The 22207-nt window shown below is 65.4% G+C and carries 14 protein-coding genes and 2 pseudogenes; 7 read left to right on the top strand and 9 right to left on the bottom strand.

What is annotated here, in order from left to right; all coding sequences use genetic code 11:
* Positions 1-121 precede the first annotated feature (121 nt).
* Complete coding sequence (locus ACCQ15_RS00620; RefSeq protein ID WP_372381091.1) at positions 122-3988, bottom strand: LamG-like jellyroll fold domain-containing protein; 3867 nt, start codon at positions 3986-3988, stop codon at positions 122-124.
* Positions 3989-4352: 364 nt separating this feature from the next.
* A complete protein-coding gene (locus ACCQ15_RS00615) occupies positions 4353-7133 on the bottom strand; it encodes a TonB-dependent receptor (protein ID WP_014088948.1) in 2781 nt (926 codons plus the stop codon).
* Between the two features lie 286 nt (positions 7134-7419).
* Here ACCQ15_RS00615 and ACCQ15_RS00610 point away from each other — a divergent pair, with 286 nt between their 5' ends.
* On the top strand, positions 7420-8442 hold the full coding sequence (locus ACCQ15_RS00610) for a sugar kinase (protein ID WP_065627734.1): 1023 nt from the start codon (positions 7420-7422) through the stop codon (positions 8440-8442).
* Positions 8443-8624: 182 nt separating this feature from the next.
* Here ACCQ15_RS00610 and ACCQ15_RS00605 read toward each other — a convergent pair whose 3' ends face one another.
* Both ACCQ15_RS00605 and fabV read right to left on the bottom strand, forming a co-directional pair.
* Positions 8625-8912 carry a hypothetical protein gene (locus ACCQ15_RS00605; protein WP_008573901.1) on the bottom strand — a complete coding sequence of 96 codons (288 nt, stop codon included), beginning with the start codon at positions 8910-8912 and terminating at the stop codon, positions 8625-8627.
* A gap of 167 nt (positions 8913-9079) precedes the next feature.
* Positions 9080-10288: an enoyl-ACP reductase FabV gene (gene fabV / locus ACCQ15_RS00600; protein ID WP_057681988.1), complete on the bottom strand. Its 1209-nt coding sequence runs from the start codon at positions 10286-10288 to the stop codon at positions 9080-9082.
* A gap of 279 nt (positions 10289-10567) precedes the next feature.
* Here fabV and ACCQ15_RS00595 point away from each other — a divergent pair, with 279 nt between their 5' ends.
* Both ACCQ15_RS00595 and ACCQ15_RS00590 read left to right on the top strand, forming a co-directional pair.
* Positions 10568-13915: an nSTAND1 domain-containing NTPase gene (locus ACCQ15_RS00595; RefSeq protein ID WP_372381090.1), complete on the top strand. Its 3348-nt coding sequence runs from the start codon at positions 10568-10570 to the stop codon at positions 13913-13915.
* On the top strand, positions 13912-14310 hold the full coding sequence (locus ACCQ15_RS00590) for a hypothetical protein (protein WP_011345863.1): 399 nt from the start codon (positions 13912-13914) through the stop codon (positions 14308-14310). The genes ACCQ15_RS00595 and ACCQ15_RS00590 overlap by 4 nt, the downstream gene beginning before the upstream one ends.
* Positions 14311-14444: 134 nt before the next feature.
* On the opposite strand, the pseudogene ACCQ15_RS00585 reads toward ACCQ15_RS00590, so the two are convergent.
* Positions 14445-14678, bottom strand: a pseudogene (locus tag ACCQ15_RS00585) (hypothetical protein); the annotation flags it as partial.
* 63 nt (positions 14679-14741) lie between these two features.
* Between ACCQ15_RS00585 and ACCQ15_RS00580 the strand changes: the two are divergent.
* A protein-coding gene (locus ACCQ15_RS00580; protein ID WP_089504397.1) for an IS3-like element ISXac2 family transposase occupies positions 14742-15829 on the top strand; the annotation gives its coding sequence in 2 pieces (ribosomal slippage) (positions 14742-14994 and positions 14994-15829; 1089 coding nt in all).
* 39 nt (positions 15830-15868) lie between these two features.
* On the opposite strand, the pseudogene ACCQ15_RS00575 reads toward ACCQ15_RS00580, so the two are convergent.
* From ACCQ15_RS00575 to ACCQ15_RS00560, 4 genes and pseudogenes are all read right to left on the bottom strand, one after another.
* Positions 15869-16192 (bottom strand): annotated as a pseudogene (locus ACCQ15_RS00575) (hypothetical protein); the annotation flags it as partial.
* Positions 16193-16481: 289 nt separating this feature from the next.
* A complete protein-coding gene (locus ACCQ15_RS00570; protein WP_011345861.1) occupies positions 16482-16880 on the bottom strand; it encodes a hypothetical protein in 399 nt (132 codons plus the stop codon).
* Between the two features lie 600 nt (positions 16881-17480).
* Complete coding sequence (locus tag ACCQ15_RS00565) at positions 17481-18113, bottom strand: response regulator transcription factor (protein WP_014088941.1); 633 nt, start codon at positions 18111-18113, stop codon at positions 17481-17483.
* Entirely contained in the window at positions 18110-19309 is a 1200-nt protein-coding gene (locus tag ACCQ15_RS00560; RefSeq protein ID WP_014088940.1) for a sensor histidine kinase, read from the bottom strand. Before ACCQ15_RS00560 ends, ACCQ15_RS00565 begins: the two co-directional genes overlap by 4 nt.
* A 60-nt stretch (positions 19310-19369) precedes the next feature.
* On the opposite strand from ACCQ15_RS00560, the gene ACCQ15_RS00555 reads away from it, so the two are divergent.
* The 3 genes from ACCQ15_RS00555 to ACCQ15_RS00545 all read left to right on the top strand — a co-directional run bounded on the left by ACCQ15_RS00555 (position 19370) and on the right by ACCQ15_RS00545 (position 22117).
* On the top strand, positions 19370-19936 hold the full coding sequence (locus ACCQ15_RS00555) for a methyltransferase family protein (protein WP_008573922.1): 567 nt from the start codon (positions 19370-19372) through the stop codon (positions 19934-19936).
* A gap of 217 nt (positions 19937-20153) precedes the next feature.
* Positions 20154-20576 (top strand): DUF2141 domain-containing protein, encoded by a 423-nt coding sequence (locus ACCQ15_RS00550; protein ID WP_218492792.1) that lies wholly within the window; start codon positions 20154-20156, stop codon positions 20574-20576.
* Between the two features lie 26 nt (positions 20577-20602).
* Positions 20603-22117, top strand: a complete 1515-nt coding sequence (locus ACCQ15_RS00545; protein WP_372381089.1) for a carotenoid oxygenase family protein — start codon at positions 20603-20605, stop codon at positions 22115-22117.
* Positions 22118-22207: the final 90 nt, after the last annotated feature.

The raw sequence follows: 22207 nt of genomic DNA, 5'->3' as shown, positions 1-22207 counted from the left end.
CGCCGAGTTTTTGGATTGCGTCAATGCGCTTACGCGACTGATCGCTGGCTTTATGGCTTTGCCCTCATCCGCCCTTCGGGCCCCTTCTCCCACGCGCGGGAGAAAGGCTTGGTGTGTTGGGTTATTGGCGGTTCTCTGTGGTTGCCGGCTTGGCTGGGGTGGGTAGCGCGAGACTATTGTTGAGGCCGGTAATCTCTGGGACGTTGCCTTCGGTCATCACACGCAGCTGCACGGTTTTTAGATTCGCGGCGTTGGTTAGCGGCAGGCGCACCTGGGTGGTGATTGGCTGCAGATCGCGTGGTGCCGCGAGTGACGGGAACGGGGCTCTTGCCAGCTCCCTGCCACGCGCATCTTCCAGCACCACAAACCCTGCTGGTGCATCAGCGTGGCCGAGGCTATGCACGGTCACTTCAATGGCATCAGCAGTCACGCGCACATCGCCGTGGCCGATGCCCAGGTCCGGGCGTAGTTCGACCGGGGTGGTGGCTGCGATGCGTTCGAGCTGCAGGATGGTGGTGCGGCCTGCGGGGAAGTCGATGTCGATGGCCGCGCTTTTTTCAAAGGCCACCTCGCGCGTGGTGCCGGTGCCGTCGATCTTGCCGTCGCCGTCGCGGTCCACGCCTTGGGTGATGCGCCATTGGCCTGGGGCGACGTTCCAGCCGGTCATGCTGGCGCGTTGAGGTTTACTGGAAGTGTTGTAGGCGATGACGGTGAAGCGGTCTTGCTGGGGTGCGGGGATGGCGATGGCCACTTGGGTGGCGGCTTCGGGATCGGCGAAGCGCCAGCTGACGGTGTGGCCGGGGTAGGTTTGGTTGCGCTTGAGGGCCACGCCGCCAAGGCGTGCGCGTTGCAGGTTGACCGTGGGGGATTCCACGCGGTCGCTCCACCAGTGGCCTTCGGTGTTCATGTAGAAGTTCTGCAGTTTCTCTCTTGCCTCGCTGCGGTAAATGGCGGCGAGATAATCCAGGTTGCCGGTTTGCTCCCAGGCCACATGGTGCGGGAAGTCCGGGGCGCTGCCGTCGTCTTTGTTTGCGGCGTCGATCAACTTGCTGGCCCAGTCATTGCGCTTGCCCATGACGTCGAGAAAGTTTTCGTTGAGCAGCGATAAACCGTTCGGGCCGCTGTTGGCGACGCGGTAGTTAATGGGTTTGAGATAGCGATCTTCGCCGGTGAAGCGGTAGGCGGCCCAGAAAGTGTGCAGCGTGTCGGCGCCGCCGCTGCCTTCGAACAGCTCGCCGCCGCGGGTCTTGCCGGTTTGCCAGTTGATCTCGTTGGGCAGGGCCCAGTTGCCCTTGGCGTTGGTGTAGGCGTGGGCGAGATAGCCGTCGGCCAGGCCGGTGACGATGCGGCGGCTGTTGGGGTCGGCGTTATAGCCGCCCATCAGGATGGCCGGGTGCACGATGGGGAAGGAGTACGGTTTTTGCCATTGCCAGTTGGGTTCGCGGTAGACCTTGCGGCCGCCGAACCAGTTGCTGGCGAACAGCAGGTGGCCCTGCGGGTTGACCTGGATGATGCTGTCGAAGGCTTTGACGGTTTGCATCAGGCGCTCGACGGTGCGCGGGTCGCCCCAGTTGAGGTACAGCAGGGCGCTGTTGAGGTTGATGCCCTCCTCGTACGAGTGCAGCTCGTCGGTTTCGATGGTGGACAGGCCGTTGGTGAACATGCCGTTGCGGTAGTTGGCATCGGACAGCGCCAGCATGGAGGCATTGAGCATGTCCGGGTCCACGCCCATCAGCGCGACGCCGGGCCATTGCTGCACCAGGTCCGAGTCGTCGGAGATGCCGCCGCCGAAATCGCCATAGGCCACCTGGCGCTGCTCGATCCACCAGCGGATATAGCGGCGCGTGGCTTTGAGGTCTTGCAGCTGCCAGAACGCCCAGGCGGGCACGCCCTTGGGCACGCTGGGCATCTCGACCGGCAACTCGCTCTGGTTGGCGTAGCTGATGTCGTTCCAGTACTGGCGGCCGAGGGCATGGCCCGGGTCGACGCGCAGCAGGTCGGTGATGTCGGCATCCAGCCGCTTGTAGAGCAGCTGGCGCTTGGAGGTGGTGTGTTCTTCGACCAAAAAGCCCCAGTTGTCCTTGACCTGGTTGAAGCGGTCGGCAACGTGCTCTTTGATGGCCTCGGCGCGCGGTTTGAACACCAACTGCAGCTGGGTGCCGTCGAGCGCGTTGGCGTCGAAGCCGGGCGCGGCGGCGGCGATGCTGAGCATCAGGCTGTCGTTGCTGAGGATTCTGTCGCGCAGATCCAGCCATAGCGTGCGCGCTTGACCAGGGACGACTGCGACCGAGACATCGATCATGTCGCGCGCGGGCCAGATGGGGTCCTTGATGCGGATGTTGAGCGGGATGCTGCCGTCGTGGGTGGCTGGCAGGTTCAGCGCCGGCAAGGTGATGGCGATGCCGTCCAGGCCGTCGTGCATGTTTTCCCAGCCGTAGGACCAGCTGCGCATCAGCGGCTGATCCGGCGGCGGGTCGCCCAGGCTGGAGGGCACCAGGATGTGCACGATGGGGTGCTGGTTCGTTGTTGCGGTCTTGTCGCTGGGGCGCTTGCGGGCCGGCGCCTTGGTGGGCAGCGCAATCACGGTCTGGCGTTCGCTTGGTGGGTAGCGGCCAGCGATGACAGCGCGCAGTTCGGCGAGGTTGTCGTAGTCGGGCTGGATGTCGCTGCGCACGGTGTAGCTGAGTTGCGCGCTGCCTTTGGGCACCTCGCCAGGCTGCACGTCATAGGCCCAGATTTCCTGGATGGGGGTTTCCTGCGCGGTGTTGGCAAAGCGCAGGGTGCCGCCGCGGCGCTCGGGGAACTGATCCACGCTGCGCACCACGCCTTGTTGACGTGCGAACAGGGGTTGCGGCTGTGCATTAGGTGCAGCGTAGGTGGCCTGGCCGTAGGCGGCGCCGCGTAGTTCGATACGGTTGAACGGCTCGTCCGGCAGGGTAAGGTCGAGCGCTTTTCCGCCTTCGACATAGGTGTTCCAGTCGGGCAGCTGGAAGTAGTCGTTGCGTCCCGGCAGCCGCGAGCGGTTGTAGACGCCGGGCCAGGTGGTTTCGGCGATGCCGTCGGTGGCCTTCCACATCCATTGTTTGAGGTCGCGCGCGTCGGTGAATTCCACCTTGCGGATGCGCGTGACCGGTGCGGTCAATGCGGGCGGTGCATGGCCGTTGTCCCAGCCGTAGCGATGCAGGAAGGCGGCGTATTGCGCGTCCGCAGCGATGGCGGGTGCGGTGGTGGGTTCCTGCAGGCGCGCGAGTGCGGCCGCGCCGCCGGCGTCGAGCATGCGGTCGTAGATGCGAATCTCGTCGAAGTCGCTGCCGCGCAGGAAGTTATAGCGGCTCTGCACCTGGTGCGGCGACATCACGCGGCCGGCGAGGCCGAACTGGTCGAGCGCGGCGTCGTAATCGAACGAACCGCCATTGGCGCAAGGCGCGCCGCAGTCTGCGCGTGCGGCTTCCTTGCCATCGACATATAGGCGTACGCCGCGGGTTTCGTCCCAGGCAAACGCAATGTGGGTCCAGTCGCTGGCGGCCGGATTCCTGTCGAGCTTGAACGAGACGCGGGTGCGCGCGAGATTGGCATCGGTGACGAAGGCATCGAAGCCGTGGCCGTTCCAGTCGATGCGCAGCCAGGCCATGTCCCAGCTGGTGTGATCGGCGTAGCCGACGCGGAAGATCACGAACGGCGCTTCGCCGACCGGATAACGCGAACGCCAGAAGAAGCTGAGGGTGCCGCGCTGGGTGTAGAGGTTGCCGGGCGCATTCCACGACAGTACGCCGTCGTCGGCCCACTCGATGGCGTTGCCGCGTTTGCCGGTGGGCACCAGCGCGATCTTGTCGCGGAAATTGGGCACGCCATCGCCACGGGCGACATCGGCTTGCAGGCTCTGGTCGGCCGAGACGCGGAACAACAATTCCGGTGCATCGGCGGCGGCCGCACGCATCGGCAGCGCAATCAACAACAGCACACTCGTCCACCACTTCTGCACGCTCACTGCCTGACTCCTCAAAAAGCATCGCCGCACGGGGTCACCGCGCGGCGAATATTCGAAACTGCATGGGGATGACAGCCCCACGCCGGCACGGGTCTGCCACATGTATTGCCCGGCGCCGCGATGGCCTGCATAGACTACGCGGTGCCAGCCTGCGCGTGCATCGCACCTTGGTCGCCACTGGATGCACGCCGATGACCAGGGCAGTGCGTTGTGCGCGGCGCGGGCAGGTTGCCATCCACCACTGCATTGCGTGCAGCGGTATGCGGCCAGCGGTGCGTCGTACAGATGCGTTGCACCGTCGATCTCGCGCCCGCTACGCGATGTACGTAGCGGACGGAGATCTCTTGGCGCGACTTGGCTGCACTTAGAACTTGTAGCGCAGGCCCAGCAAGTACTGGCGGCCGGTTTCGGTGTACTGCAGCGGCAACTCGCCGGTCTGCGGCGACCACACCCATTCGTCGGACGCTTCGTTGGTGAGGTTGATGCCCTCCAGGCTCAACTCCAGCTGCTTGCTGATCTTGTAGCGCAGCGAGGCGTCGATCATGGTGGTGCCAGTCATGCCGTGCACGCCATCCACGTTGAATCCCGCTTCCGTGCCGGGGGCCTGGGTCAGGTAATCGTCGCGATTGGTGGCCGAGATGCGGCCAGCGAAGGACTCGCCCTCGTAGAACAAGGTCGCATTCCACGACGAGCGCGACAGCCCGGTCAGGTCGTTCTTCATCACCGGTGCGCCGGTGCTGGACAGGTACTGGATCTGCGAATCCACCCAGGTGTAGTTCAGTTGCACGCCCAGGTTGGCCCACTTGCCCGGCAGGAACGTAAATGGCTGGACATAATTCGCTTCCACGCCCTTCAACTCGCCACCGGGTGTATTCAACGGAATGCTGAAGGTGAAGTCGTCGTTGATGCTGGCGCCGGTGCCATCCAGCAAGGAGGCCGGCAGGCCACTGCTGGAATAGGGGCGCACTTCGCGTGCGGTCTGGATGAAGCTTTCAATGTCCTTGTAGAACACGCCGACGCCCAGCATCGCGCCTTCGTTGAAGTACCACTCCAGGCCAAGATCGACATTGGTGGCTTCGATCGGATCCAGATCCGGGTTGCCGCCGGACACGGTGCGTGCGCCACCGGCCACGGCCACGGTCACACCGGGCGTGAGGCTGCCCAGACCGGGACGCGACATCACCTTGGCCGCGCCCAGACGCAGCAGCAGGTCGGGCGCGAGCTCGGCCACCAGGTTGAACGAGGGCAGCGTGTTGTTGTACTTGCGGCCCACCGTGGTCAGTGCCGGCGCGTTGTTGATCAACGCATAGCCGGTGGACTCCTGCTCGGTGCGCACATAGCGCACGCCGAAATTCCCCGACAGCGGGATGGATCCCAGGTCGGTGGAGAACTCGCCCATCAACCAGACGCCGCGGTCCTTTTCTTCGACGCTGCGGGTGTTGTTGGCACGCGGCGCCACGGCGTAGGTGCCGGTGTTGCTGTAGATGCCGAGCTGGTTGGCCACGGCATCCAGATTGGGAACGACCCAGTTGGACGGGCTGCCGTTGATGCCCTTCAGGCCTGCCTGCTCGGTCAGGTCCGTCGGCACGATGCGGGTGCCATTGGCAAAGGTCGGCACCGACACTTCGCTGGCGCGACGTAACTCAACCGTGCTGAAGGTGTAGTCCTTGGCCAGCACGCCACCCTTGAGGCGGAAGCCGGGGCTGATGTTCCAGTTGAAGTCGATCTGCGCCGTATCGAAATCGTTGTCCACCGTCTGCGGACGCAGGCGGATTTCGGCCAGTTCCCACCCGGCAGGATTGGTCGGGTCGATGCCGTAGTTCAGCACCGGCGCGCGGTTGTTGCCACGATAGTCGTAGCTGTACCCGTCGACGTCGTACTTGTCCATGATGATGGTGGTCTGCACCGGGTTCTCGTGCGCCGAGCGCGAGGTACCGACACGGCCGGACACGGAGAAGGCATCGCTGAAGCGGTGCTCCAGATCCAGGCTGACCTGCTTGAATTCGGTGTTCCACTCGTCGTGGCGGTTTTCCGAGCGGATATCGACGTTGTCGAATTCGCCGTACACCAGCGCGTTGTTGCGGATCTCGCCATTGCGCACGATGGTGGCCGGCTTGCCGTCGCGGTCGGCGCGGCGCGGCGTGCCGCTGTCGCGACCGCGGCTGAAGGAGATGGCCTCGATGTAATGCTCATCGCGCGTGGCGTCGATCTTGGAGTACAGCGCGTCCAGCGAGATGGTGGTGCGGTCGGTGGGCTTCCACTGCAACGAGCCGGTCACGCCCAGACGCTGCTGGTCGTGTTCCATCTGCACATAACGCGGGAAGCGCGGGTGGTACACGTCGGCCGAGCGTGCGGCCGCAAATGGCGATGCCGCACTGAAGTTGCCGTTGCTCGTCCCGTTGGCCCAGCGGCCGGTGTTGGAGCCTTCTTCCAGCACCTGCCGCTCGGTGTAGGCCACCGACAGCAACGCGCCGAAGGTGTTGTCGGCCCAGGTATTGGCGATCAACGCCGCCACACGCGGGTTGGCCTTCTCGGCCATGGCGTTGTAGGCCGCCTGGCCACTGGCGGCAAACGTAAAGCCGCTGTAGTCGAACGGGCGCGCGGTGCGCAGGTCGACGGTGGCCCCCAGCGAGCCCTCTTCCACATCGGCCGAGGCCGTCTTGCGTGCGATCAGCTGCGAGAACAGGTCCGAGGCGAAGACGTTGAAGTCGAAGCCACGGCCGCGGTTGGTGCCGCCGCTCTGGTCGCCGGCGCCCACGGTGGTGAGCGCTTCCATGCCGTTGATGCGCACGCGGGTGAATTCCGGGCCCAGGCCACGCACCGTGATGGCGCGGCCTTCGCCAGCGTCGCGGGTGATCACCACGCCAGGAATGCGCTGCAGCGACTCGGCCAGGTTGAGGTCGGGGAACTTGCCGATGTCCTCGGCCACGATGGCATCGACCACGCCGGCTTCGCCGCGCTTGATGTCCAGGGCCTTCTCGACGCTGGCGCGGTAACCGGTCACCGTGACAGTGTCCAGGTCAACGGCGGGCTCGGCGGGCGATTGGGCAGCATCTTGTGCGGCAGCCTGGCCGCTCAGCGCCAAGCCGATCGACAGCGCAAGCAAGGTAACCGGTGTCTTCCGGCTGGTGGTCCGAAATTGCATGTCCTCCCCTCCCAAGGGTCCATGAACAATGTGAAATAGCGGGTTGAGAGCGGCAATGACACCGCTGGTCAAAACGACGTTACCAGCTGAATCGTCCCGTAACATCTTGCAGCGCAGCAGAAAACGCCACCAAATTTGCGAAAAACGGGTGCAAGCGGTCACTTCACGTCGCATCATGGCCGTAGCAGCCGGCATTTCGTGCCAGCTAGAATGACACCGATGGTCATCCAAATGCGTGGCGGCGCCCCCACCGCGTCACGCATCACCCAGCCGAGGTAATTGCCGCATGAGCCGTGCCCGTATCCTGTGTTTTGGTGAGTTGTTGCTGCGCCTGGGGGCGCCTGGTCATGAATTGCTGCTGCAGCAGCCTCGGCTGGACGTGCATTGCGGCGGTGCGGAGGCCAACGTCGGCGTTTCGCTGGCGCATTTCGGCCACGAGGTGGCGATGGTCAGCACGGTGGCGGACAACCCGTTGGGCGCCGCGGTGCTGGGCGAACTGCGCCGGCACGATGTGGATACCCGCCATGTGCGGCGCGTGGACGGCCGCATGGGCCTGTATTTCTTGACCACCGGGGCGATCCATCGCCCCAGCGAAGTGATCTACGACCGCGCCGACTCGGCCTTTGCGCTGGCACCGGCCGACGCCTACGACTGGCCGCGTCTGCTGGAAGGCGCGCAGTGGCTGCACCTGTCGGGGGTGAGCCCGGCATTGGGCGCGGAGGTGGCACAGGCCACGCTGGCGGCGGCACGTGCCGCGCGTGCGGCCGGGGTCAAGGTGTCGTTCGACGGCAACTACCGGCCCAAGCTGTGGCAACGCTGGCAGGGCGATGCGCGCGGCATCCTGCATCAGCTGTTTGCCTGCGCGGATGTGGTGTTTGCCGACTACCGCGACATCGGCGTGGTGCTGGGCGGCGAGTTTGCGCAGGACACGCTGGAAGCGCGCGTGGAAGCGGCCGCGCAGCAAGCCTTCGCTGCCTTCCCGCAGCTGCAGTTGATGGCGTGCACGCAGCGCGTGGCGCACAACGTGGACCACCACAGCCTGGGCGCGATGCTGGTGCCGCGCGATGGCGCGGTGGCGCGTGCGCCCAGCGAGGAACTCACCCCCATCATCGACCGCATCGGCGGTGGCGATGCGTTTGCGGCCGGCGTGCTGCATGGCCTGATCGAAGGCTGGTCGTTGGAGGACACGGCGCGCTTCGGCCTGGCCGCCGGTTGCCTGAAGCATTCGATTCCCGGCGATTTCAATCCGCTGTCGGTAGCCGATGTGCAGGCCTGCGTGGGCGATGCGCGGTTTGATGTGAAGCGCTGAAGGGCTGGGAATCGGGATTGGGGAATCGGGAATCGGAAGAGCGCTGGATTTCTGCGCTTTTTCTAAAGGTGGTAATCACAACACGCGGTCTCTAATGACGAGCACGCGTTGCGTGCCGGCAGGCGTGGTCTGCGGGCAGTGGGCAGATGCTCGCTAGGTATTGTCTGCAGCGCTCACGGGTTTCAAGCCGGTCTGCGTGCGCGGCGTTTGTTGATGATCCATGCCATTGCGGTACTCACCAACACCACGCAGACCGATGCCGGAATGCTGAAGAACGACGCAATCACCAGCGCGTTTTGCCACGGCGGTGCCGAGCCGTCCTGCATCACCACGGAGCAAACCACGGTCGTGGTGATCAGCAGATTGATCAGTGCCTTGAGCGCGCCGTGCATCCGGATAAACCGCAACAGCACGGCGCAGACGCCGCTGACCAGAAAGGCCAGGACGAGGTGGGCAATGAGTTTGTCCATTGGGGGCGGAGATTTGGGATGAGGGAATGGGGATTCGTCACAGCAAAGGCAACCAGCATCGCGTGCCGGTTGTCCTTGCCGCAAAACGTTCGGGTCCGTCGAAGATCAGCGATGCAGCCATCCACCGCTCTTGCCAATCGCTAAACCCCAATCTCTAATCCCGGCAATCAAGCCAACTCGATGCAATCGAACTTCACATCCGTCTCCACATCGGCGTCGTAATCCACGTCGGTGCGCTCGAAGCCGAACAGCTTGAGGAACTCGTGCTTGTAGCCGGCGTAGTCGGTAAGCTCGAACAGGTTCTCGGTGGTGACCTGCGGCCACAACGCCTTGCAGGCGTCCTGCACGTCGTCGCGCAATTCCCAGTCGTCCAGGCGCAGGCGGTTTGCGTCGTCCACCTGCGCCGGCTGGCCGTCTTCGCGGTACAGGCGCTCGCGGAACAGGCGGTCGAGCTGCTCGATGGTGCCTTCGTGCAAGCCCTTTTCTTTCATGATCTTGTAGACCATGGAGATGTATAGCGGCATCACCGGAATGGCCGCGCTGGCCTGGGTGACCACCGACTTGAGCACCGCCACATTGGCGCCGCCACCGCGCTTGGCCAGGCGTGCATTCAAGCGCTGCGCGGTGTGGTCCAGATCGACCTTGGCCTTGCCGAGTGCGCCATGCCAGTAGATCGGCCAGGTGATTTCGGTGCCGATATAGCTGAAGGCCACGCTGCGCGCGCCATCGGCGAGCACGCCGGCGCCTTCCAGCGCGTCGATCCACAATTCCCAATCCTGCCCGCCCATCACGGTGACGGTATCTTCGATCTCCTGCGCGCTGGCCGGCTCGATCGAGGCCTGGATGATGGTGTCCTTGTTGGTGTCGATGGCGGTGGCGGTGTAGGTCTGCCCGATCGGCTTGAGCGCCGAGCGCTTCACTTCGCCGCTGCCCGGCAGCTTGCGCACCGGGGAGGCCAGCGAATACACCACCAGGTCGACCTGGCCGCCCATCTCGGTCTTGATCAGCTCGATCACCTGCGCGCGTGCGGCATCGGAAAACGCATCGCCATTGATCGACTTGCTATACAGCCCGGCCGCCTTGGCATGCTTGTCGAATGCGGCCGAGTTGTACCAGCCGGCCGTGCCGGCCTTGCTGGCGGTGCCGGGTTTTTCGAAGAACACGCCCAGCGTGTCTGCACCGAACCCGAAGGCAGCGGTGATGCGCGAGGCCAGGCCGTAGCCGCTGGACGCGCCGATCACCAGCACTTTCTTGGGCCCGTCAGTGCGTACGCCACGCGCACGCGTTGCGGCAATCTGCTCGAGCACATTGCGCTCGCAACCAAGCGGATGCGTGGTGGTGCAGATGAAACCGCGCACTTTGGGATGGATGATCAACGTGGACTCCTGGTCAGCAAGATGCTGGCGGCATCTTAGTGCGTGTGGCGCGCGCGAAACAGCCTGATGCGTAACACACGCTGCTGTATGGAAGCACGTGAGGCCCACCGCGGGGCAGCCTGACGCCAGCACCTGCGCGCGCGCCGCAACGAACAGCGACCGCAATCGACTTACCCGGCAGCGGGCTGTGCTACGTTTCGGCCCTGCCGTGCCGTGCCTGGCCGCGCCTGAGGGCGATTGTCGAGGCCCCTTCCAGTTGTGCGACCGGTTATTTGAGCGATGTCTCTTCGAAGCGAGCGCGTCACGCAGCTGGGCTCCGTTCCGCGGTTCCGTCTTGGGCCATTGCTGGTCGAGCCGGAGCGGCTGACGCTGATCGACGACGGCCGGACCATCACGCTGGAACCGCGCATGATGGAAGTGCTGATCGCGCTGGCCGAGCGCGCCGGCGAGGTCATCAGCGCCGAACAGTTGTTGATCGAGGTGTGGCACGGCAGCTTCTACGGCGATAACCCGGTGCACAAGACCATCGCCCAGCTGCGCCGCAAGCTCGGCGACGACAGCCGCCAGCCGCGCTTCATCGAAACCATCCGCAAGCGTGGCTACCGGCTGCTGCCGAAGGTGGTGTTTCCCGACGATTACCGCGGTGCGGTGATCGGTCCGCAGGCGTGGGGGCACGGCAACCCGTACATGGGGCTGCAGGCATTCGACCCGGCACATGCAGACGTGTTCTTCGGCCGCAGCCATGCGATTGCGCAGGTGCTGGGCGCGTTGCGCGCGCAATTGCACAGCCAGCGTGGCCTGGTGCTGGTGAGCGGCGCCAGCGGCTGCGGCAAGACCTCGTTGCTGCGCGCCGGCGTGGTGCCGTTGCTGTGCCAGCCCGGCGGCCTGGATGGGCTGGAGGCCACCGCGGTGGCGTACTGCAACCTGGCGCAATGCCGCGGCGGCGATGTGCTGGATACGCTCGCACGCGCACTGGGCGAGTGGGCACCGGGCGGGCGCGCGGTGTTGTCGCCTGCGCAGACGGCACGCCTGCCCGAATGGCTGCAGCAACCTGCGCCGCTGCATGCGGCCATCGACGAGGCGATGCGCCAAGCCGGCCCGGCGCGCGAGAACGTGCACACCCGGCGCCATCTGCTGCTGGTCATCGACCATGCCGAAACGATGGTGGCCACGCCCGGCATCACGGCCGCCGATCGCGCTGCGCTGGCGGCCGCCTTGCACGCGCTGTGCGCCAGCGCGCACGTGGCCGTGCTGATGCTCACCCGCAGCGATTTTTATCCGCGCCTGATCGATGCGCTGCCGGACATCGTCGAGCTCAAACGCGGCGATGGGCACGTGGATCTGCTGCCGCCACGCGATGGCGAGATTGGCCAGATCATCCGCGTGCCGGCAGCGATGGCCGGGCTGCGCTTCGAGGAAGACCACAGCGGCGCCGGCCGCCTGGATGATGTGCTGCGCGATGCCACCACGCGCCAGCCCGATGCGTTGCCGTTGCTGCAACATCTGCTGCATGCCCTGCATGCGCAGCGCAGCGACGACGGCTTGCTGACATTTGCCGCGTATCGCGCCCTGGGCGGCCTGGAAGGCGCGCTGGCGCATCATGCCGAGCAGACGTTTCGCGCATTGCCTTCCAATGCGCAGGCTGCGTTGGGCGAAGTGCTGACGCTGCTGAGCGTGATCCACCCCGACAGCGATGCCGTCACCGCGCGGCGTGCGCTGTGGTCGGCATTGCCGGCGAGTGGCGCAGCGCGCGTGCTGGTGGATGCGTTCGTGCATGCGCGCCTGTTCGTCAGCGAGCTGGTGGCCGGCGAGCCGGGCTTTGCGGTCGCGCACGAAGCCTTGTTGCGGCAGTGGCCGCGTGCGGCCGAGTGGATCCATGAAAACCGCCGCCTGCTGCAGGCGCGCAAGCGGCTGCAACTGGCGGCACAACGCTGGGCCGCCGAAGGCCGGCGCAGCGATCACTTGCTCAACAGCGGCCGCCCGCTGAGCGAAGCACGCGAGGCTGCGCGACGCATGCCGCAGGATCTGGACGCCCTGGATCATGCCTTCCTGCGCGCCTGCGAACGCTCGCAACGCCAGCGCCGCAGCGTATACGCCGCCGCCGCCGCACTGCTGGTGGTGCTGGCCAGCGCCTCGCTGCTGCTCGGCTGGCAGGCGCGCCAGGCCCAGCAAGTGGCCGAACAACGCCGCGATCAAGCGCAGCAACTGGTGGGCTACATGCTGGGCGATCTGGCCGAGCAGTTGCGCACCGTGGGCAACCTCAAACTGCTCGATAGCGTCGGCAGCCGTGCGCTGCGGTATCTGGAGGATCTGCCCGAGTCGGGCATGGCAACCGGTGATCTGATCAACCACGCACGTGCGCTGCGTACCACCGGCGAAGTGCTGATGAATCAGGGCAAGCTGGAAGAGGCGCAGGCCGCATTCACGCGTGCCGCGTCCACTGCCGAGCAGGCGCGTACCCAGGCGCCGGACGCAGTGGAGGCGCATGCGGAAATAGGTCAGACGGCGTATTGGCTGGGCAACATGGCCTATCGCAGCAAACAGTTTCCGTTGGCGCGCACCCATTGGTCGCAGTATCTGGCCGCCAGCGAATGGTTGGTGCGCACCGCGCCGGATGATCCACACTGGCAACTGGAGTTGTCGTACGCGCTCAACAATCTTGGCACGCTGGCGCGTAGCGAAGGGCAGGCCAACACGGCGATCGGCTTGTTCGCCCGCTCGATCGCGCTCAAACGCCAAGTATTGGCGCGTACCCCAGACAACGCGTCCGTGCGCTATGAGCTTGTCGACAGCCTTTCCTGGCTGAGTCTGGCGCAGGAAACCCAGGGCCTGCTGGCACCGGCCGAACAGGGCTATCGCGAACAGATCGAAACACTGCGCCTGCTAGTGCAGCACGATCCCGATGCCAACGCCTGGCGACGGCGCATGGCCACCTCGTTGGTGCGCACCTCCAATCTGGCGCTGGCACGCGGTCACCTGGCGCAGGCGCAAGCCGACGCGCAAGCCAGCGTGGGGATGCTGGAACCACTGGTCGCGCAACAGCCGGACAACCGCACCTGGCGCCGCGATCTGGCGCATGCCTATGCGCAGGCCGGCTGGGTGGCCGCGCTGGACGGGCACGCCGCTGCTGCCACACGCCAACTCACCCAGGCGCGGCAAACGCTGGCAGGCGTGCTGGCGCACCAGCCGCTGCCGGAATGGGAATGGCTGGACGCTATCATCGCACTGCGCTTGAATCGGGTGCAGGGACTGCACGGCGACCGTCAGACGGCCAGTCTGGCGGCGATCGTGGCGCGGCTGGATGCCTTGCATCAGGCCAAACCGGCCGACCTGATCGGCGTGTCGGCGCTGGCGACTGCATTGGTCTGGTATGGCGAACAGCTGGACGCCAGCGGCGATCACGTCGGTGCACGCGCCGCCTGGCAACGTGCCGTGGCAGTGCTCGGCGCCGATATCGGCAATAGTCGCGACAAGACCTTGCTCGACCCCTGGATTCGCGCACAGATTCATCTGGGTCGGCGCGCTGCCGTGACGCAACAGCTCGGATGGCTGTATCAAGCGGGCTACCGCCACCCGGGATTCGTTTCCCTCTATGCCCCGCTCTTCAAGGAATCACCAACGTCATGACCGATCCCAAGATCATCCCCATCACACTGACCGTGGCGCACGTTGAGTTCGGCGGCAATACCGGCAGGGGCGCCTACTTCTACAGCTTCTCGCCGGACCTGCTCATCTGTGGCAAAGGCGAACAGGGCGTGACCCTGCGCTACGCGTTCTGCAAATCGGTGCCCCACCGCTTCAAGATCATCAGCCTGCTGAATTCCGATTCGACGGGGCAGATCGGCCCGGCGGAAATTGCCTCCGACGGCAGTTGGGTGCAGGTGGTCAATGCCAATAAAGACCGGACACTGATCTTTTTCAGCGTGGTGGTGAAAGATACCCACACCGGCACGCATTTCAGCTGCGACCCCCAGGTCGGCAACGATCCGGAAATTTCGCCGACCGAATTCGGGCGTCACTGATCCTTGGGTCCATCTCCGTCCGACGGTTCGCCGCCGGACGGGAGCCGCCGCGCGATCGAGCGATGGCTCAGTTGCACACAATAAGAGACCCGGCCGCCGCGGACCTCCTGCGCGATGCGCCTGCATGCAGGTGCTCAGTTGGTGTCCCGAACGTAGGTATCGATTGCCTTGGGCGTCAGGGCAATCACGCGACCTGCAGGAAAACTGGATATCACATAGTTGTCTGGCGCATCGCTTTCGAAAGGCACGTCGAACGTGGACGCTAGAGTGCGCGCCCACCCTTCCGGGTAGGTGCTGCCGCTGACATGGACAACACTCATCGAAGGCCAATGCACTTGGCGTTTTGTCTGCGGATCCGTCAGGGTAATCCCCCCGCCCATTAGCAGACGCCAGAAGTGGAATTTTCTCGTACCCTTTCCCGAGGAGGTTCCATGAAGAAGTCCCGCTTTACCGACAGCCAGATCATCGCCGTGCTCAAGCAGGCCCAGGCCGGTGCGCCCGTGCCGGAGCTGTGCCGCGAGCACGGCATCAGCTCGGCCACGTTCTACAAGTGGCGTAGCAAGTTCGGCGGCATGGACGTGTCCATGGTCGCACGCATGAAGGAGTTGGAGGAGGAGAACCGCCGGCTCAAGAAGATGTACGCCGAGGCGCAGCTCAGTACCGACCTGCTGAAGGAAGCGCTCGCAAAAAAATGGTGAGGCCATCTCAGCGACGCGAGATGGCCCAATCGGCAGTCACGAGCGGGCGCACGAACATCCGCCACGCCTGCCAGACCTTCGCGGTGAGCCAGACCTGCTTCCGCTACCAGGCCAAGGCCAGCGAGCAGAACGCCCGGATCGCCGACTGGCTGGTCCGCCTGACGACCGCCCATCGCGACTGGGGCTTTGGCCTGTGCTACCTGTACCTGCGCAACGTGAAGGGCTTTGGCTGGAATCACAAGCGGGTCTACCGGATCTACCGCGAGCTGGAGTTGAACCTGCGGATCAAGCCGAAGAAGCGGCTGGTGCGTGAGCGGCCCGAGCCTCTGGCGGTGCCGGAGGCCATCAACCAGGTCTGGTCGATGGACTTCATGCACGACCAGTTGGCCGACGGCCGCAGCTTCCGGCTGTTCAATGTGCTCGACGACTTCAATCGCGAGGGGCTGGGGATCGAGGTGGATCTGTCGCTGCCGTCAGCCCGGGTGATCCGATCGCTGGAGCAGATCATCGAGTGGCGCGGCAAGCCCGCCGTGATCCGCTGCGACAACGGCCCTGAATACATCAGTGGCGCGTTGCTGTCCTGGGCACAGCGGCTTGGCATCCGGGTCGAGCACATCCAGCCGGGCAAGCCACAGCAGAACGCCTACGTTGAACGCTACAACCGCACCATCCGCTACGCCTGGCTCGCCCGCACCCTGTTCGACACCATCGACCAGGTGCAGGACAAAGCCACCCGCTGGCTATGGACGTACAACCACGAGCGCCCGAATATGGCGCTCGGCGGCATCACGCCTGCCATGAAGTTGGCGATGGCCGCTTAGCTCCACTTCTGGCGACCGCTAGAAGTGGGGGGGTTACCTCAGGTCGGCCTGGCCGATCAGCACCCGACGCGATTGGAGAGGACGTGTTTTGGCACGTGCTGCCGGCTGCAGCTTGAAGCTATAGGTTCCGCTTTCAGGGTAATGCAGCTCGATGATCGATGCCGGCGAGGCAACGGTGACTTGAAATTCTTTCTCGTACCCGGCTTTGGTTGACCTGGCGCCCTCAAGCAGGCGCCACTGGTGATCGGCAATCGGACGCGCCGATACGATGACCGCGCCCCCTTGTTCCAGTATCGGCGCGTCGAGGGTCACGATCAGTCGCGACGATAACCTCGGCTGCTTTGCACAGCCGGTGGCGGCCATGAGCAAACATGCGATAGCCAAAACGGCGCAGCCAATCCGATACCTGCCCATCGTGTCACTTCCTCAACGCTGCACACCAGCATGGCCGCTCCATGCGGCCTTGCGTCTTTATACGTCCCTTCGCATCGACCGTGTTGCTGCGCGTCTAGCGCGTGTCGCCCGATCCTGCAGGATGACGGCGTGCTGCTGCCAGCCCGCGGCATCGATCTGGCGCCGCATGCACTGCGTGGCTCCTGCTCCTTGCCGCCGCTGCGGGCGTGGTGCATCCCAGGTAACCCTAGGAGCGTGGCTAGATGTCGGCCAACCTGCGCAGACGCTCGTCGCGCTCGGTTCCGTTGCTGAAAGCCGGCTTGATCTGGCCACGGCTCGACCACGTGCCGGCCGTGCCCGTGCCGATGCCCGCGCATTCAGGGTCATCGGTTTGGCCGACCTGGCGTGGGCGACTCGCCAGACCTTGCCGGCAACCTTCTCCATCGAAGCGCCTGATCAGTCGATCACAGGCATGGGCAGCAGTTCCCTGCACTGCCGACGCGCATCCCACGACGACCCGCATGTCGCGTTCGGCGACCGTTTGGATCGGCAGGGCTGCGCGGGGCCAACTGACCGGCAATTCGGCCTGGGTCGACGCCCCCCAGGCGCTGGTGAACAGCACGACGATCAACACGAACCACGACCGGACCAGGCGCATGACGGACTCCGCAGCAGACCGGAGCGCGGCGCGTCCCCGGGCGGCGTCGCTGGCCGCCGGATCACCCTTCATGCGCGGCCCCGCGCCAGACCTGACGGCAACCTTACGGTTGCTGGCCGACGCTGGCGGTTGCCCATAAACCCTTATGGAACAGTCACATAGAAATGCAGGCCTGAACGAGCTCGGCACTAGGGACAGCGTGTGGGCGGGGCGAAACGGCAGCAAGTGGTATCGGCCGTCCCCTCACCCCAACCCCTCTCCCGAGGGGGCGAGGGGCTTGCGTCGTGTCGGGTAGCAAGCGAACTTCGGCCCTTCTACCGCGGGACAAGGTGGCGCGTAGTTGCAGGATGACGGTGCAAGGCTGCGCACTGTTCTGGGATGCAAGGCGGGATCGGCCGGTGAGGCCGACTGCAAGTTAAGGCCACGGCTGAGCTTGTCCGAGGTGGCTGTCTTCCGCCGTACCCTCACCCCAACCCCTCTCCCGGAGGGAGAGGGGCTTAGGTTCTCTTTAGCTCTAGGGCTTTCCGATCCGGTCCCCACCTGCCCGCTTTTCCGAATCCCAAATCCCGATTCCCATTCCCCATTCCCGATTCCCCGCCCTCAAATCACCCGCAACGTGATCGCCTTCAACACCGCCCGGGTGCGGTCGCGGGTGCCCAGCTTTTCCAGGATGGTGGAGACGTAGTTCTTCACCGTGCCTTCGGCCAGGAACAGGGTGCGGGCGATTTCCTTGTTCGAATAGCCGCCGGCCAGCAGGCGCAGGATCGCCACCTCGCGTTCGTTGAAGGTCTCCCGCGGGGCCTGCTGGTCGCGGAACTGGTAGCGGGCGCGCACCGGGTCGGTGCTGACCGGCTGCAGCAGGGTGTCGCCTGCGGCAACGCGCTCGATCGCCTCGCGCAGGTCTTCCGGGGCGGCGTCCTTGAGCAGGAAGCCCTGCGCGCCGGCCTCGCTGGCGCGTAGCAGCAGGTCGCTGTCGTCGAAGGTGGTGAGCAGCAGCACGGGGGTGCGGTCGCCGCGGGCGCGCAGCTGCTCCAGTGCCTGGATGCCGTCCAGGCCGGGCATGCGGATGTCGCTGAGCACCACGTCCACCGTATGGATGGCCAGCGCATCCAGCAGGCCCTGGCCGTCGTCGGCCTCGCACACCACCTCCACGCCCTGCTGCTGCAACAACGCGCGCAGGCCGGCGCGCACCAGGATCTGGTCGTCGGCCAGGGCAATACGACGTGAACTCATACCGGTAGTCTCGCAATCAGGTGCATGCCGCCCGTGGGTGTGCGGCCAAGGTCCAGCTGGCCGTGCAATGCGGCCAGGCGTTCGCGCATGCCGGTAATGCCGTTGCCTTCGCGGATGCGCTCGGCGCGGCGGCCATCGTCGCAGATGTCCACGTGCAACTGTGCGCCTTCGCAATGCAGGTGCACGGCCACTTCATCGGCGTCGGCATGCCGCACGGCATTGGTCAGCGCTTCCTGCACCAGCCGCAGCAGCAGCTCGGCCACGCGCGCATCGGTGACACGCACGTCGGCATCGATCTGCAGGCGCAGCGTCGGGCGCGGGAACGGGGCGGCCAGCGCGCGCAAGGCGGTCTGCAGGTCCAGGCCCTGGTCGTCGCGCAGCGATTGCACCACGTTGCGGATGTCCGACAGCAGTTCGGCCGATAACTGCTCCACCACCGCCACCTCGTCGCGCTGCGCCAGGGCCGGGTCGGCGCTGAGCAGGCGCAGGTTGATGCGCATGGCGGTGAGCTTGTGCCCGGCCACATCGTGCAACTCGCGCGCCAGCCGCAAACGCTCGGCATCGCGCGCACTGTCGGCCAGCAGCGCGCGGGTGGCCAGCAGATCGGCGTTGACGTAGGCCAAGGTGTCGCGCGCCCGCTCGGCACTGCGGGCGTAATGCGCGGTGAGTGCGGCAAAGGCCTGGAAGCCGGCATAGATGCTCACGATCAACAAGGCCCGATCGAAGCCGGCGTGCACTAGCACCGCGTACATGCCCGCGTTCAACACCAGCGCCAGCAGCAGCACGCGCAACGGCGGCCAGGTCATGCCCGCCTGCGCCACCAGCATCACCAGCAGGACCGGCGCGGTGCCGGCACGCGGCTCCATCCAGACCAGCAGCAATGCCAACGCCGCCTGCAGCAGGGTGGCCACCGTGCGCAATGCATGCGTTTGCGGCAACACGGTGTGCACGACGAACAATGCGGTAAAGCCGGCCAGCGCGCCCCAGCGCCAGGCACCGTAGGCAGACGCATCGGGCATGAACGACAGCGCGACCGCGGCAATGGTGAACGCAGCGGCCAGGCGCAGGGGGTGCAACAGGTGGCGGAAGGAAGAGTTCATGCGGCGATGCTGACCGCCATGCAGGCGCTCGGCAATGGTGCGCAGGCAGAAGGTGACTTCTGGCAGGTGGGATCGATGACCTGCGGCCCCTGGCATGGGTGCAGTGCGCGCGCAGACTGGCCTCATCCACTCACCGCGTTGCCAAGGAGTCACACCATGTCCGCTTCCAGTCTGTTCATCGCGCTCAATCTGGTCTGGGGTGGCTATGAGCTGCTGCTCAGCCGCCGTCGCCGCGCCGGCGATGGTGGCGCGCACGATCAAGGCACCCTGAAATACCTGTGGCGCGTGTTGTCTGCGGCGGTGGCCGTTGCAGTGATGCTGGCCTACAGCGGCCTGGCGCACTGGCCGCTGGGTTGGGCGGGGCCGCTGCAGTGGGCCGGCTGCGCCTTGATCGGCAGCGGGCTGGCGTTGCGCGTGTGGGCCATCCAGGTGCTGGCGCGCTGGTTCACGGTGGACGTGACCATCCAGCCCGATCACCAGTTGGTGCGTCGCGGCCCGTATCGCTGGCTGCGGCACCCGTCGTACACCGGCGCGCTGCTGGCGTTTTACGGGCTGGCGCTGGGCATGGGCAATGCGTTGTCGGTGATGGCGATCGTGGTGCCGGTGACCTGGGTCTTCCTGTACCGCATTCGCATCGAAGAGGCCGCGTTGCAGCGCGCCTTCCCGGTGGCTTACCCGGCGTATGCGAAGCAGAGCCGGCGCCTGCTGCCGCTGGTGTGGTGACGGCGCAGACAGCAGCGGCGTCGCGCATGGATGCCAGGCAGTGCTTCGTCTGCTTGCACCCAGGTTCGGCCCACACGACATGCAACCTGGCGTGCTGCTGCAAGTATGGGCGACCCCTCACGGTCCGATCTGCGACGGCCGCCAGCGCAGCAAGGTGGATACGCTGCGTACGATCGGTCCCACCGCGTCGCATCCCTATCGTTGCCAGGAGAGTTGCATGCTCGCCCGTCCCTATACCGTTGTTGCGCTCGCATGGCTGCTCGGCAGCGCCGGCGTGCACGCCGCCGACCTGAACGTGGACGTCAGCGGCTTGCGTTCGCAACAAGGCAAGCTGCGCATCGCGGTGATCGCCTCGGCCGCACAGCTGGACAGTGCACAGCCGCCGGTGCAGGCGCAGACGCTGCCGATCACCAGCAGCACACCGCACATCCAGTTCAAGAATCTTCCGCCCGGCCGTTATGCCGTGATGATCAATCACGACGAAAACGCCAACGGCAAGCTGGACACCAACCTGATCGGCATGCCGGTGGAAGGATATGGCTTCAGCAACAACCCCACCGGCATGCGCAAGCCTGGCTTGGACGAGATCGTCTTCGACCTGCCGGCCAGCGGGAAGCGCATCAGCGTGCAAATGCGCTGACACCGGCACGCGATAGGAGCGCTGCCATGCACCGTCGTCGCTTTCTGCAATCCCTGTTGGCCGCTGGCGGCAGCGCTGCGCTCGGCAGCTGGATGTTACGCAGTCTGCCTGCACACGCCGCAGAAGCGGCAGCGTTTCATACACAGTTGCAGCGCACACCGTGGCTGCTGGGCTGGCGCAGCGTGACCAGCCCCACCTTCGGGCCGACCACCACGGCAGTGCAGGGCAAGCTTCCCGAAGGATTGGCAGGCAGCCTGTATCGCAATGGCCCTGCCTGGACCGAGCGCGCCGGGTTCCGCTACGAACACTGGTTCGATGGCGATGGCATGGTGCATCGCTGGCAGCTGGGCGGCACCCAGGTGCAGCACGTCGGGCCCATGGTGGCGACGCATAAATTCACCCAGGAACAGCAGGCCGGACGTTTTCTGTATCGCGCCGCTGGCACCTCCGTGCCCGACATGCAGCCGGTCCGCAATAACGACGACGTCAACACCGCCAATACCTCGGTGGCGATGCTCAATGGCCGGTTGTTCGCGATATGGGAAGCGGGATCGGCGATTGAGCTGGATCCGGATGCGTTGCACACGCTCGGCCCGGTGACCTGGCGCGACGATCTGGCTGCGATGCCGTTTTCCGCACACCCATTGATCGACCGCGACGGCAGCGCATGGAACTTCGGCTCAATCAATGCGGCAGGCGCCAGCGGCGTGGTGCTCTGGCACCTGGGCGCAGATGCCACGTTGCGTCACGTGCAGCTGCTGCACACCGACGCCCCCGGCTATATGCACAGCTTTGCCATGACAGATCGGCATTTGATTCTGGTCATGGCGCCGTACCGCCGGCTGGACGGCGAGGGCGCGTTCTTCGAAAGACTGCGCTTTACGCCCGAAGCGCCATCGCGGATTGCGGTGGTGCCCAAGGATGCGTTGGACCAACCACGCTGGTTTGAAGCCGACTTTGCGGTGGCATACCACTTTGCCGACGCCTATGCGCATCGCGACCGCATCGTGGTGCGCGCCATCGTGTACGACGATCCGGAGCAGGCGCGCTCGCCAATGCGTGCGGCCATGCACGGCGACCCGGCGGCCGCACCATCACAGGTGCAACTGCGCAGCCTGCATCTGGACCTGAGCAACGGCCGCGCGCACTGGCAGCCGCATCCGGTGGATAATCTGGAATTGCCGTTGTACGACCGCCGCACCCCGACCACCACCGGCGCACGCCTGTATGCGCCATGCATCGATGGGCCCGACAACTCGCCGTTCCTCAATGCCGTGGCCGGCTATGACCTGGAACGCGACCGCCGCCAGGTGCATCGCTACGGGCCGGACGTGCTGGCCGAGGAACATGTGTTCGTCCCCAGGCCCGGCAGCGACCGCCCAGACGATGGCTGGTTGGTCGGCACCGTGCTGGACACCCGCCGCGGCCGCACCGGGCTGATGGTGCTGGACGCACGACATATCGATGCCGGGCCGGTGGCCCAGGCATGGCTTCCGTACGCGCTACCGCTAGGGTTTCACGGGCATTTTGCGCCCGCCTAGGCGGGCGCACAGCAACGGGCATGGCACTGCGTCGAGCCACATCCAGACCTAGAGTGCCGACTCGCTGCCCCGGTGCCGTGCCGTCTTGGA

The organism is Xanthomonas sp. NCPPB 1754, assembly GCF_041475725.2.
Classification (GTDB): Bacteria; Pseudomonadota; Gammaproteobacteria; order Xanthomonadales; family Xanthomonadaceae; genus Xanthomonas; species Xanthomonas euvesicatoria.
Note: the sequence above shows the minus strand (reverse complement) of the source record. Positions and strands in the feature narration are given on the sequence as shown.